We start from the raw sequence: 13,125 nt of genomic DNA, 5'->3' as shown, positions 1-13,125 counted from the left end.
CCCCCGCGCCCCTGTATTTGGGCGCGGGAAAACCCCTCTGGCGCCGGGGATGAATTGCGGATAGCAATTGAGGCGCAACTCCAGACCAGTGATGAGAGGGCATGTAATGCATCTGGCCTATGTGAGGACTGAAACCCGTGGTGGTACCGACCGGCTGCTCAGCAGCCTGGCGGAGGCGCTGCATGCCAAAGGCATCGTGCTGGCTGGTATTGTGCAAACCAATACTGAATGCAGCGATGACGCCCTGTGTGACATGGATGTACGGGTCCTGCCTGCGGGCGAGACCATCCGCATCTCACAGTCTCTGGGAGCCGGAGCCCGCGGTTGCCGGTTGAACCCCGAGGCATTGGAGCAGGCCGTAGGGCAGGTGAGCAGCAGCTTGAATGCCACGCCGCGTCCACAGGTGCTGATCGTCAACAAGTTTGGCAAACACGAAGCGGATGGTCGCGGCATGCGCCCGGTCATCGGCGAGGCCCTGGCTCAGGGGCTGGTGGTTGTCTCCGGCGTCAACCGCATGAATGTTGAGCCCTTCAAAGAGTTCTCTGACGGCATGGCCGTGCAAGGGGCAACTGAGCTTGAGGACCTGGTTGCCTGGGTCGAGGCCGCCCTGGCAGAGGGCTGAACCTGACGCTTGGATACCCTGCCTTGAAAGGGTTTGCTGCGCTTGTTTGATCCAAGCTATCTCGCTTTGAGATTGCTGGACCCCACAGCGGCGAAGTGACCGGCCAGAAAATCGGCCAAAGCCCGGACCCGTCGGGGCTGGAAGGCGGCCTCGGGGCGGAGAACATAGATCGCGCCGCCTGCATCCGGGGGCACACAATCCGCCAAGAGTGGTAGCAACCGACCCGCGCGCAGGTCCTCCCGGATGAGAAACTCAGGCAGCCAGGCAATTCCCTGTCCCCCGCAGCAGGCGGCATGGAGCGCATCCAAACTGTTACAGCTGAACCCCGCCCCAAGCCGATCCGGACTGCCAGGCCGCCAGCGGAACCCCCAATCCGAAACCAGCCTCTCCCGGGGCAGTCGCAAGCACCTGTGTGCCGCAAGTGACTCGGGCTGTTGCGGAACCCCATGCTGATCGAGATAGCCGGGGGCGGCGCAGGGCAGGCGACGGTTGGTCATCAGCTTTCGTGAGATCAGCGAGGAATCCGGCAAGGTGCCACTTCGGATCGCCAGATCAAAGCCCTCACCAACCAGATCAACCAGCTTATCCGAAAGCGCCAGGTCAATCTCGATCTCCGGGTGACGCTCCATAAACAGGACCAGCTGGGGAACAACATGTATCCGTCCCAGCGCCGCCGAGCAGGTCACGCGGATCGGGCCGCGAAGGCTGTCGGCATCATCGGCAATATCCGCTTCCAGCTTTGTCAGCCGCGCCAGCAGCTCCCGTGTTTCCTCAACATAGCGCTGGCCAGCCTCGGTCAGGGTCATGCGCCGGGTGGAGCGGATCAGCAGTGGCACCCTGAGCCGCTCTTCCAGGTGATGCACCCGTTTGCCCACTGCCGAGGGGGTGTATCCCAGTACCCTGGCCGCCGCGGAAAAACTGCCCTGATCAACGACGGTCAAAAGGATTTCCATCTCAGTTTTTTGCGTCATCTGTTCCAAAAAGGATCAAGTTATGATCCAAACCTCCTGATTATCACCCCTGTAAATCCAATGTATCACAGATACAGACCTCTATTCCAAGGAGAACCGGTTTGCAGACGGATACAGATTGCCCCCTCTTTTCCCCGCTGACATTGCCCAATGGACAGGTGTTGAAAAACCGGATCATCAAATCGGCGATGTCGGATTCCCTGGCGGATGGGCAGGGAAATCCAACTGCTGCGCAGATACGTCTTTATGAACGTTGGGCCAAAGGCGGTCTGGCGGCCTCGATCATTGGGGAGGTGCAGGGGGATCCTGATTACCCCGAAAAGCCAGGCAATCTGGTGCTGGATGCCGGGGCGGATCTGCCCCGTTTTCGCGAACTTGCGCGGCGTGGGTCGGGAGACGGGGCGCAACTCTGGCTCCAGCTTGGCCATGCCGGGGCCTTGTCCCATCTGCCCATTAGTCGCCCAAAGGGCCCAAGCGCCATTACGTTTCCCGATTTTACCAGCGAGGCCATGTCCCTTGCCGAGATCAAGGCCGTGCCCAAAAACTTTGCCGCAACCGCCCGGCGCGCGGCAGAGTTGGGATTTGGCGGTGTGCAGATCCATGCCGCCCACGGGTTTTTGCTGAGCCAGTTTCTCTCGCCTCTGTTCAATCAGAGAACCGATGCCTATGGGGGAACAGTCCAGGCGCGAATGCGGCTACTGATCGAAACGGTTGAGGCCATACGCGCCGCAGTGCCTGCGGATTTTGTGGTTGCGGTCAAGTTGAACGCCACGGATCAGCTCGACGGGGGGCTGTCAGAGGCGGAAGCCCTGCAGGTGGTGGCAGCGCTAGATGGCACAGGTGTGGACCTGCTGGACATCAGCGGAGGAACCTATTTCCCCGGCGCGCCCTCAAGCTCGGAGCGGGCAACCAGGGGGCCATATTTCCTCGACTTCGCGCGTGCGGCGCGGAAAGTGACCTCGATTCCGCTCATGGCCACGGGCGGGTTCAAACAGTACCAGGAGGCCGAGGCGGCAATCCTCGCCGGAGATGTGGATGTGGTGGGGATTGCGCGGGGCTTTGTTCTTGATCCAGCTTTGCCTGCAACATGGCAGGCGGGCAAAGGGGGGCCTGTCTTTCCACGTTTCACCTCCTTGCCAGCCGGGGGAATGACAGCTTGGTTCACTATGCGTATGGCGGACCTTGGCGAGGATCGCGACGGCCAGCCAGAACGTGACATCACTGATGCCCTTGACGAATATGACATCCGCGACGCGCAGCGTATCCCTCTTTGGAGGGAGCGCTTCTCTCTGTCGTGATATGTGCCTCTCTTGAGGCAGAGCCGCCAGGCATGACACTTTAGATTTGTTACGGCTTTGTTGCGCAAATGGGTTTAGAGGATTCACGCGGTGAATCCAGCATGATAGCTGGAGGCCATGAGCAGTTGGACGCCTACGAAGTACAAGACCATGAACTGGTCGACCTACAACACGGCATTGAAGCGTCGTGGACCGCTGACAATCTGGTTTGATCCCGAGATGGTCTGGGTGCCGCCGCCGAACGGCAAACGCGGTCGGCATCAGAGTTTCAGCGATGCCGCGATCCAGATCTGCCTGACGCTGAAAGTGTTGTTTGGCATGCCGCTCCACCAGACCTCTGGCTTTGTCGAAAGCCTGTTACGGCTGGCAGGGTTGGACTGGGCGATGCCGGATTACAGCACGCTGTGCCGTCGACAAAAGACGCTGAACATGCGCCTACCGTATCGAGGCGGCAAAGGCCTACTGAACCTCCTTATCGATAGCACCGGCATCAAGGCCGAAGGTGAAGGGGAATGGAACGCGCGCAAGCACGGAGGTTCGAAACGGCGTATCTGGCGTAAGATACACATTCACTGCCCGGCAGGGTCATGCATTGCATGATCCCGAGAGGGGGGGCGACGAGGAAACATTGGAGGTTCGAGCCGTCGAGGTTACGACCAGCAATGTGGGGGATGCGCCCATGCTGCCAAACCTGCTGGATCAAATCCCGCCCGACCAGAAGCTCGGATCAGTCACGGCGGATGGGGCCTATGACACCCCCAAATGCCACGAGGCGATTGCCGTACGTGGTGCTGACGCCATCATACCACCGCGCAAAAACGCCAAGCCCTGGAAGCCGACGAGTGCTGGCGCCATCGCCAGAAACGAAGCTGTGCGCGCATCAAAGTACCTGGGCCGGGCGCTGTGGCGAAAATTGACCGGATACCACCGCCGAAGCCGCGTCGAAACAAAGATGCATTGTGTGAAACTTCTCGGTCAATCGCTCATGGCAAGGGACTTCGAAACGCAGGTTGCGGAGATCCAAATCCGCATCATTCGACCATTGTCCTCGGACCAATGGCGGAAAAGGTCTCATTCCTCAACCGCTACACGGCAATCGGCATACCTGTCACAGAGCCCGTAGGATAAGTCCGTCCGGGGTAAGGGGAAGTCTGGCTCTCACGCGATTTGCGCAACAAAGCCGCGGTAATCTGAATGTTGACCGAAAGCAGGCTTTGTTCGGGTTCCGGCAAAGCCTCCCCTCCTGGGAATGGGCGGTCTGACCCGACCTGCAGCCTGTGGAGGAGAGGGACTTCAGTTGCGCGCAGTTACTGGTCGACGGTGAGGGTCTCAAAGCGGAGGCCCAGAGCCGTGCGGGGAGCAAAACCCTTCCAGTAGCTGTGATCAGGCAGTTCCTTGCCTGCATCGTCTTTGGAGATGACGCCGTCACTGGCATTGGGGGTCAGCTCCAGGTAGCTGTCCTTGTCCACCTCAGATTTCAGATGCAGGCCCATAAAGGCAGTGGCAAAGTGCTGGGTGATGTTATTCATCCGGTTGGTGTCCCAGATCGCATCCGCATAGTGCTCAAAGGGGATGAAGTCGAGATTGTCGACTGGCTCCCAGCTCTCAATCGGGGCGGGCATCGGCGCTGCGGCATTGTGATTGGCGCCCTCAAAGGTCAGCAGGTGGCGGTTGGTATTGACCGCCCCCTCAAAGATCTTGCGCATCGCCGGATAGATAGAGACATCATCCTGGCTGCCCGCCATCATCATCAGCGGCTTGTTGATCCCGGCCAGGCCGGTCGTGTCCCAAAAGCCGGTGTTCATGCCCCAGGGGCCAATCGCAATCACCGCTTTGACCCGCGCGTCACTCAAGGCCGCATGGCTGTCAGATCCAGCCTGGTGACGGGCCAGCAGACCTGCCGGGGTGCCCCAGCTATATTGAGTCGAGGCCTCGGTTACTCCGGCGCCGGCAAAAATCAAAGCACCGTAGCCGCCCATGGAATAGCCGATCACTCCGGTCTGATCGGTGTTGATGATCGCGCCTAAGGGGCCTTCCAGTGCCTCCATCTGATCAATGACAAAGCGCTGATCAATAGGGCGGTTCAACAGGGTTGAGCCAAAGGCGGCCTGATCGGAATAGGTGCTGTCGCGATGATCAATCGAGACGGTGACATAGCCCTTGGTTGCGAGGTTTTCTCCGAGGTGTGACATCAGATAGCGGTTGCCGGGATATCCATGTGAAATCACCACCAGCGGATAGGTCGCGCCGCTGGCCGGGGCTGCATCACGGGCGGCGCGCCCCTGCAGGGTGACTTCGGTCTTGCCGTCCCGCAGGATGGCCTGATAGCTGCCACCCTGTTCCGTTCCCGCCGCGGCCGGATACCAGACCTCCACCGTGAGATCACGATCATACAGCGGTTGGGTCTCCTCATTGGTATTGAGGATATCATTCTGGTCGGGATTGGTGAACTCCAGCGTCTGCACCCCGATGGGATGGGCACCAAAGGCGGCAAGCTCAGGCGCATCTGGTCGGATGCGGTCGATGCGGTTCTCCGCCGCGCCCGCCAGGGGCAGGGCTGTTGCGGCCAGGGCAAGCCCCATGCCAGCGGCAATACTCTTCTTAGACATTTCTCTCTCCCAATTCTGTATCCAATTGAACTGTCCCAAGGCCTCTGCGAGCCATTGTCCGGGGATAGCGCTGGTCTAGGGCTGCAATGTAACAACCTGACCTGTGCTTCCCTTGGAAATCACAGAGCCGTTGTGAGCAGACATCGCAGCAATATACTGGGTGATCGCGCGTCACCTGTGGTCAGATGACTAAGGAGCGGGGGGCAGGGTCAAGCCTCTCCAGAGGCTGGGCGGGAATAACGCAGCGTTCTTTCAAGAGTTGAAGTGGTCGGTAAAGGTATCGCAAAAGCTGTCCTCTAAAGCCACAGGGCTGAGCGCGCGCCGACGTCGTCGGTAATCCCATCAGCCAGCCCAGCCGCGTCGGAGTGCTAGAGTTGCTTCCAGCGCTGCCAGCACTGCAACGAGACCCAAAAGGCTGCTGCCCCCCAGATCGACCAGGATCCAGCCTGCCAGCAGCGGGAAACCAAAAATGCCGACAAAATAGCTCAGCGCAAAGAGTTGCAGCGTCTGTGGCAGGAGGTCCTCAAAAGCATCGTTTGCTGCCATGGCTGCCAGAATAGGATAGGAGACGCCATATCCAATGCCAAACAGAGCAGCCGTAACCAGATAGAGCGCGGCACTACCGCCAGAAACCGCAAAGAGCACGACAGAGCCAAACATCACATATTGCAAAGCGGCAATCATCAGGTAGGGGCGCCTGCCTCCGGTGAAACGGGCCAGTAGCAGGCGGCACAGAACCACTGTCAGCGTATAGGCAAGGAAATACTGCGCATAGTCCAGCCCACGCTGGTCTGCAAAGACGGTTTGAAAATTGTTCATCCCGGCAAAGACACTGGCGCCGATCAGAACCATGGTGACCGGTAAACGCGCTGGGCTGGCGAGGATCTGCTGGATTGAGCGCAGAGAGAGTTGTGAGCGGTTGGCACGGCCTGCGCCCCTGTCCCCTGCACGGATAGGGCCAATGAGGGCAAAAAACAGCAGGGCAGCCAGGGCGCAGAGCAGGGCCGTGGCATAAAATGCGGCTTCAAGAGGCAGCCCCGCCAGTTCCATCTGCGCGGCCAGCACAGGTGAAAGCCCAAAACCTGCCATGACGGCCACCGACAAGAGCGCAAAATAGCGCACGCGTTCCTCTGGTGCGGTCAAACCTGTCAGCACAACGGGCGAAAGCGCATATGTCAGCCCCCATCCTGCCCCAAGCAACAGGCTTGCCGTGACCAAGATTGAGCCAGGACCCGTGGCGAGCCCATAACCCGCAAGGGCTGCTGCGATCGCAAGGCAGGCCAGCCCGAGAACCTTAGTGCGTCCAAAACGGTCAGCCAGGTGGCCAGAGTAATAGACCGTAACCAGGGTCGATAACGCGGTTATCGCCAGCATGGCGCCAACAGTTTTTTCATCTGAACCGAATTCGGCAAAGAGTCTTGGCAGTAGAAAGGTCAGCCCATAGGCGCCTGCTTGTAAAAAACTGGCGAGGTAAAACAGGGCAAGCAGGGTCGAACGGGGCATATGACCTCCAAGGGATGTTTGGCGCAGATTGCCCTTGATCTGGGTGTTCTATAACATCCAGATATAAGTATTTCTTGCATACCAATTTTGCTGGATCAAAGATGACACAGACACCTTGGTTGGGCTTTTCCATTGATCGCGGGGCCAGCACCCCGGTGTTCGAGCAGATCTGCGCCGCAATTCGTTTGCGCGCTGCGTCTGGGGACATGGCATCGGGCAGCAAGCTGCCACCCACCCGGGTGTTTGCGACTGAACTGGGGGTGTCGCGCTCCACCATCGTTACCGCCTACGAGCAATTGGTCGCCGAAGGCTATCTCAGCAGTCAGCAGGGATCGGGCTATCGGCTCTGTGCTGCGGGTGAAGTGGAACTGACGCAGCGGCCGGTACGCGCGAAACCCGAGACAACAAATCGCAGTGGCGCAGCGGCAGTCAGTCATCGCACGCAAAAGGATTCCAATAGGCCCAAGACCGAAGAGCCAGTGGTGCGCCCCTTTCGAGCGGGCGCCCCTGATATGCGGCTGTTTCCCTATCGGCAATGGGCCAAGACCGTGGCGCGGATCTGTCGATCTGACCCCCAGTCAATGTTTCTGGGCAGTCGCGGGTTTGGCTCTTGGGCGCTGCGGCAGTCCATCTGTGATCATGTGGCAGAGTGGCGGGGCATTTCGGCGCGGCCAGAGCAGGTGATTGTAACCGCCGGGGCCACGGATGCCCTGGAGATCTGCCTGCATGAACTGGCAGAGACAGGAGACAGCGTTGCCCTGGAGGACCCCGGCTATAAACCCTTGCAGCATTTTATTGCGGCCCAAGGGCTGACACCGAAATATCTGCGGGTTGATGAGAATGGCGCGATTTTGCCTTCAGGGCCGGTCGCCCCGCGGTTGGCCATTTTGACCCCCTCGCATCAGTTTCCGCTCGGCGGCGCCATGTCGCCAGCGCGCCGGATGGAGTTCCTTCGATGGGCGACTAAAACTGAGGCCTGGATTGTTGAGGACGATTACGACAGCGAGTTTCGGTATGCAGGTCGCCCGATCCCGGCGATGGCAGGGTTTGATCATTTGCACCGCACACTTTATGTGGGCAGCTTCTCCAAGATCTTCTCCAATGCGCTGCGGCTGGGCTATTTGATCTTGCCTGACCCCTTGATCAGGCGCTTTGCGGACAGCATTCAACGCTTTGGCCCCAAAGCCAGTAGCATGCCGCAGCAGCCGTTGGCCGATTTTATAAGCAGCGGTGAGTTCTACCGGCACCTGCGCCGGGTCAGACGGATCTATGCAGAGCGCCGGCGGTTTCTGTTGGAGCAGTTGACCAAAGAGTTCAGCGCTTACGGCTATTGTGTTGATCACCAGGCCGGCATGCAGGTGGTCTTTCATTTGACCTGCTCTCTACAGGATCGGGAAATCTGTGACCGGGCGGCAGAGCAGGGGCTGAGCATCGAAGCTTTGTCGGGGTTTGTGCAGGCCCTGGACTCAGTAGGTGGCACTTACAACGGGTTGGTTTTAGGTTTTTGTGGCTACAGCGAAGTGGAGCTGGACCAAGGTCTCGGCAATTTGAAGCGCGTATTGGAACAGATTCGCGGCTGAACACCATGACAGTTTAAGTTTACGTAAGGGGAGATGCTCCCAGCGCAAATTAATTACACCCCAAGTTGCTTTAAGAGTTTTAAGCTGCCTTTTGGGGCGTTTTGCGAAAAATCATGCGGGAAATACGTCAGGTAACTTGGTGAAATCGTAATCCGCACAGGTAGGGATAACTGAATGTTAGGATGCCAGACATAGCCTGAGGGGCAATTCTAGTATTAAAGGACGACCCTAAAATGCCCCAGTTTTTGTTCCGATTGCCGATACGAATATATGCCTTAGCGGGATTAGCCGTGGGTCTGGCCGCAGTTTTAACCTTTGTTCTGTTGTCCCGTGCCGTGGATAACGCCTATGAAATGCGGGAAAAAGAGCTCGGTAGCCTCACTGACACCATGATCAGCATCCTGGCCAACCTGGATGAACAGGTGCAGGCGGGCACGCTCTCCGTGGAAGAGGCCCAGGAGTTGGGCAAAGAGCAGATTGAGCTATTGCGTTTTGGTTCGGCTGGATATTTCTTTGCCTTTGACGAAAACAACGTCATGCGAGCGCATGCTGTCGCCAAACAGCTGATTGGAAAAGACCAATCTGGCTATGAAGATGTAAACGGGCTTCGCATTTTTGAAGAGTTCACCAAGGTGATTGAAGCCAGTGGTGCGGGGCCGCTGATCTATCACTTCAACAAGCCGGATTCCGAAATCCAGGAAGCCAAAATGGGCTATGTAAAGCTCTTCGCACCCTGGGGGTGGATCATCGGAACGGGCGCCTATGTTTCTGACATCGAAGCAGAACTCAGCATCATGCGGATGACGGCGATGATTGCTCTGGCGATCAGCTTGGCCATTCTCGTGGTTGGGGCCACAGTGATCACCCGCAGCGTGACCAAGCCGGTCAATGCGCTGAAGAACCGGATGCATTCCATGGCAGATGGCGACACCGATGCGGATATCCCTGCCACCAAAAACAAAAGCGAACTAGGTGATATGGCGCAAAGCGTGGAAGTTTTCCGGCAGTCACTGATCCGCCAAAAACAGCTGGAAGCCAAACAAAAGGAACGCGAATCTGAACAGGCTGAAGTTGTCTCCATTCTCAGCCGCAACCTGTCGGCGCTGTCGCAGGGCGATCTGACGTCCAAGATCGGCGGTGATTTCCCAGAGGATTACGGCCAACTGCGCCAGGACTTTAACCAGACCATTGAAACGCTGAGCGGAACCATGTCGCGTATGGTCGAAGCCACCAGCTCAATCCGCAATGGCGCCACAGAAATCAGCCAGGCGTCGGATGATCTGTCGCATCGCACCGAAAGCCAGGCCGCCACTCTGGAAGAGACCGCCGCAGCGCTGGATGAGTTGACCGCAAGTGTAAAATCAGCCGCTGAGGGCGCCAGAAGCGTTGAGGCCACCATGGAGGCCGCCAAGCAGGAAGCCGAGGTCAGTGGTGAGGTTGTCCAAAGCGCAGTCTCCGCCATGACCGAGATCGAACAGAGTTCGAACCACATCGGCCAGATAATCTCGGTGATCGATGATATCGCATTCCAGACCAACCTGCTGGCCCTCAATGCGGGAGTCGAAGCGGCTCGCGCTGGTGAGGCTGGCAAAGGTTTTGCAGTTGTGGCCTCGGAAGTGCGTGCACTGGCGCAGCGTTCATCGGACGCGGCGATGGAGATCAAAACGCTGATTGGCGATAGCTCAAAGCAGGTTGCCCGTGGTGTGGATCTGGTTGGCAAGGCCGGCGAAGCCCTGGACAGCATTGTGGGTCAGGTGAGCCATATCTCCAAGCTGGTGTCCGGCATTGCTGAAGGTGCGGTGGAGCAGTCCACTGGTCTGAACGAGATCAACACTGGTGTAACACAGCTGGATCAGGTGACCCAGCAGAACGCCGCCATGGTTGAACAGGCGACGGCTGCCGGACATATGCTCAATGCCGACTCCTCCAAACTGGCTGAGCTGGTCGCCGTCTTCAAGGTGGATGGCTCCGCGCCCACCACCCCGATGCCACGCGCCGCAGCCCCTGCTGTCTCTGCTGGTCCAGCTGCGGCCCCTTCGGCCCATGGCGATGACAATTGGGATCTCGAGGAGGCAACCCCAGCGCCCGCCGCCGTCAGTGCTGATGGCAATGCGGCCAAGGACATGTGGCAGGACTTCTGATTCCGCCCGTCATCATCTTTCCCAAAATATTCCGGGGGAGCGCCCCATAGGGGCGCGGGGGCAGAGCCCCAAAACAAGCACAAAAAAGCGCCCGGCAGTTCTGCCGGGCGCTTTTTCATTTCTACCTAATGGAACGCTTTACCCGATAATGGCGTTCAGCGTTGCTGAAGGGCGCATGACCTTGGCTTTCAGCTCCACAGAGGGGCGGAAATAGCCACCGATCTCGGCAGCTGGGCCCTGGGCCGCAGCCAGTTCCGCAAGGATTGCCGCTTCGCCGTCAGTCAGAGCTTTGGCAATAGGGGCAAATTCGGCAGCCAGATCGGCATCATCACCCTGCGCTGCCAGCGCCTCGGCCCAGAACCGGGCAAACCAATAGTGGCTGTCGCGGTTGTCGGGCTCGCCGACTTTGCGCGAGGGTGACTTATTCTGATCCAGAATACCCTGGGTTGCTACTTCGGCAGCCGCTCCCAGTACACCAGCCTTGGCATTGCCTTTGCTGTCAGCCAGGAAGTTCAAGCTTTCGCCCAGGGCGCAGAATTCACCCATCGAGTCCCAGCGCAGGTGGTTTTGCTCAACCAGCTGCTGCACGTGTTTGGGCGCCGAGCCACCAGCGCCGGTTTCAAACAAACCGCCACCCTTCATCAGTTTCACAATCGACAGCATCTTGGCCGAGGTGCCGAGTTCCAGGATCGGGAACAGATCGGTCAGATAGTCGCGCAGCACGTTGCCGGTGATGGCAATGCTATCCTTACCTGCGGTGATGGTTTTCAGCGACTGCGCGGTGGCTTCGCGTGGGGCCATGATCTGGAACAGGTCGGCTTTGCCAGCCGCTTCCAGCGCGGGCTGAACATATTTGATCAGCTCGGCGTCATGGGCGCGGTTTGCGTCCAGCCAGAAGATTGCTTCCGAGCCGGTCAGACGCTGACGGTCCAAGGCCAGTTCGATCCAGTTCTCGATTGGGGCCTGTTTGGCGGTGCAAGAACGCCAGATGTCGCCTGCCTCAACCTCATGGCTGTGCAGTGTCTCGCCATTGGCCAGAACCACACGAATGGAGCCATCGGCAGGGGCTTCAAAGGTGGTGGGGTGGCTGCCGTATTCTTCGGCCTTCTGTGCCATCAGGCCAACGTTGGCGACGGAACCAGCAGTGGTTACGTCCAGCGCGCCATTGGCTTTGAAGAAGTTGATGGTCTCGTCATAGATGGTGGCATAGCAGCGGTCGGGGATCACACAGTTGGTGTCGCCCTTGTTGCCGGCGGCGTCCCAGCCTTTGCCGCCCGCGCGGATAACCGCAGGCATCGAGGCGTCGATGATCACATCGGATGGCACATGTAGGTTGGTGATGCCTTTGTCGCTGTCGACCATATACATGGCAGGGCGTTCAGCAGTTATGGCCTCGATCGCAGCCATGATATCGGCATTGCCCGCGACGCGGTCCAGCAGATCGCCCATGCCGGAGTTGGCATTGACACCGAGCGCGTCCATCTCAGCGCCGAATTTGTCGAACACAGGGGCCAGCCAGGCTTTTACCGCATGGCCAAAGATGATCGGGTCAGAGACCTTCATCATGGTGGCCTTCATGTGCAGCGAGAACATGGTGCCGTCTGCCTTGGTGTCCTCAATCGCTTCGGCCAGGAAGGCGCCCAAAGCTTTGGCGGACATGAAGGTTGCATCCGCAACGGTGCCGGCCTCCAGCGTCCAGCCGTCTTTTAGCACGGAAACCGAACCATCTTTGCCGACGAATTCGATCTTGGCATTGCCGGCCTGGGCCGCGGTGATGGTGGCGGAAACTTCATTGGCATAGAAGTCATTGCCGGGCATGGACGAGACTTTGGTCTTGCTGTCGGCCACCCAGGCACCCATCGAGTGTGGGTTGTTCTGGGCGTAGTTCTTGACCGCACGGGCGGCACGGCGATCCGAGTTGCCTTCGCGCAGAACCGGGTTCACCGCCGAGCCTTTCAACCCGTCGTAACGCGCACGGGCGTCTTTTTCTGCGTCAGTGGCAGGCTCTTCAGGATAGGAAGGGATGTCATAGCCCTGGGCCTGCAGCTCTTCGATGGCGGCCACCAGCTGCGGTACCGAGGCCGAGATATTTGGCAGCTTGATGACATTGGCGTCGGGGGTTTTCACCAGAACACCCAGTTCGGCCAAATCGTCCGACTGACGCTGGTCTTCGCTCAGGTTCTCGGGGAAGGCGGAAATGATACGGCCAGCCAGGGAAATATCCTTGGTACCAACGCTGACATCGGCGGCTGCAGCGAACTTGCGGATGATCGGCAGAAAGGACGCCGAGGCCAGTTCGGGTGCTTCGTCTACGATGGTATACAGAATGTCGGGGTTTGATTTTTCTGTCATGTTTCTCAACCTTTCAGCGATAGCGGAAGCTTTGGTGACGAGAGTGTAG

Annotated in this window: 8 protein-coding genes and 1 pseudogene; 5 read left to right on the top strand and 4 right to left on the bottom strand. The window is 58.6% G+C overall.

The window, feature by feature from the left end; all coding sequences use genetic code 11:
* Positions 1–106 precede the first annotated feature (106 nt).
* On the top strand, positions 107–622 hold the full coding sequence (locus tag ED661_RS08270; protein ID WP_122073457.1) for a DUF2478 domain-containing protein: 516 nt from the start codon (positions 107–109) through the stop codon (positions 620–622).
* A gap of 56 nt (positions 623–678) precedes the next feature.
* Here ED661_RS08270 and ED661_RS08265 read toward each other — a convergent pair whose 3' ends face one another.
* Positions 679–1,593, bottom strand: a complete 915-nt coding sequence (locus ED661_RS08265) for a LysR family transcriptional regulator (protein ID WP_122073456.1) — start codon at positions 1,591–1,593, stop codon at positions 679–681.
* A 101-nt stretch (positions 1,594–1,694) separates the two neighbouring features.
* On the opposite strand from ED661_RS08265, the gene ED661_RS08260 reads away from it, so the two are divergent.
* Together ED661_RS08260 and ED661_RS08255 are read left to right on the top strand one after the other, a co-directional pair.
* Positions 1,695–2,891: an NADH:flavin oxidoreductase/NADH oxidase family protein gene (locus ED661_RS08260; protein ID WP_122073455.1), complete on the top strand. Its 1,197-nt coding sequence runs from the start codon at positions 1,695–1,697 to the stop codon at positions 2,889–2,891.
* 117 nt (positions 2,892–3,008) lie between these two features.
* Positions 3,009–4,019, top strand: a pseudogene (locus ED661_RS08255) (IS5 family transposase).
* Between the two features lie 179 nt (positions 4,020–4,198).
* Here ED661_RS08255 and ED661_RS08250 read toward each other — a convergent pair.
* Both ED661_RS08250 and ED661_RS08245 read right to left on the bottom strand, forming a co-directional pair.
* A complete protein-coding gene (locus ED661_RS08250) occupies positions 4,199–5,500 on the bottom strand; it encodes an alpha/beta hydrolase family protein (protein WP_371412419.1) in 1,302 nt (433 codons plus the stop codon).
* A 342-nt stretch (positions 5,501–5,842) separates the two neighbouring features.
* Positions 5,843–7,003, bottom strand: coding sequence for an MFS transporter (locus tag ED661_RS08245; protein ID WP_122073454.1), 1,161 nt, complete (start codon positions 7,001–7,003; stop codon positions 5,843–5,845).
* A gap of 101 nt (positions 7,004–7,104) precedes the next feature.
* Between ED661_RS08245 and ED661_RS08240 the strand changes: the two genes are divergently transcribed.
* Together ED661_RS08240 and ED661_RS08235 are read left to right on the top strand one after the other, a co-directional pair.
* Positions 7,105–8,583 (top strand): PLP-dependent aminotransferase family protein, encoded by a 1,479-nt coding sequence (locus ED661_RS08240; protein ID WP_122073453.1) that lies wholly within the window; start codon positions 7,105–7,107, stop codon positions 8,581–8,583.
* Between the two features lie 233 nt (positions 8,584–8,816).
* Positions 8,817–10,724, top strand: coding sequence for a methyl-accepting chemotaxis protein (locus ED661_RS08235; RefSeq protein ID WP_122073452.1), 1,908 nt, complete (start codon positions 8,817–8,819; stop codon positions 10,722–10,724).
* A gap of 138 nt (positions 10,725–10,862) precedes the next feature.
* Here ED661_RS08235 and ED661_RS08230 read toward each other — a convergent pair whose 3' ends face one another.
* Positions 10,863–13,076, bottom strand: coding sequence for an NADP-dependent isocitrate dehydrogenase (locus tag ED661_RS08230; protein WP_122073451.1), 2,214 nt, complete (start codon positions 13,074–13,076; stop codon positions 10,863–10,865).
* Between the last annotated feature and the right edge of the window lie 49 nt (positions 13,077–13,125).

Source organism: Pseudophaeobacter sp. EL27 (assembly GCF_900313025.1).
GTDB lineage: Bacteria > Pseudomonadota > Alphaproteobacteria > Rhodobacterales > Rhodobacteraceae > Pseudophaeobacter.
Note: the sequence above shows the minus strand (reverse complement) of the source record. Positions and strands in the feature narration are given on the sequence as shown.

Bases quoted from the DNA above. Each gene is read 5' to 3' on its own strand.
- ED661_RS08270 (WP_122073457.1), top strand. From the start codon at position 107: ATGCATCTGGCCTATGTGAGGACTGAAACCCGTGGTGGTACCGACCGG.
- ED661_RS08265 (WP_122073456.1), bottom strand. From the start codon at position 1,593: ATGACGCAAAAAACTGAGATGGAAATCCTTTTGACCGTCGTTGATCAG.
- ED661_RS08250 (WP_371412419.1), bottom strand. From the start codon at position 5,500: ATGTCTAAGAAGAGTATTGCCGCTGGCATGGGGCTTGCCCTGGCCGCA.
- ED661_RS08245 (WP_122073454.1), bottom strand. From the start codon at position 7,003: ATGCCCCGTTCGACCCTGCTTGCCCTGTTTTACCTCGCCAGTTTTTTA.
- ED661_RS08240 (WP_122073453.1), top strand. From the start codon at position 7,105: ATGACACAGACACCTTGGTTGGGCTTTTCCATTGATCGCGGGGCCAGC.
- ED661_RS08235 (WP_122073452.1), top strand. From the start codon at position 8,817: ATGCCCCAGTTTTTGTTCCGATTGCCGATACGAATATATGCCTTAGCG.
- ED661_RS08230 (WP_122073451.1), bottom strand. From the start codon at position 13,076: ATGACAGAAAAATCAAACCCCGACATTCTGTATACCATCGTAGACGAA.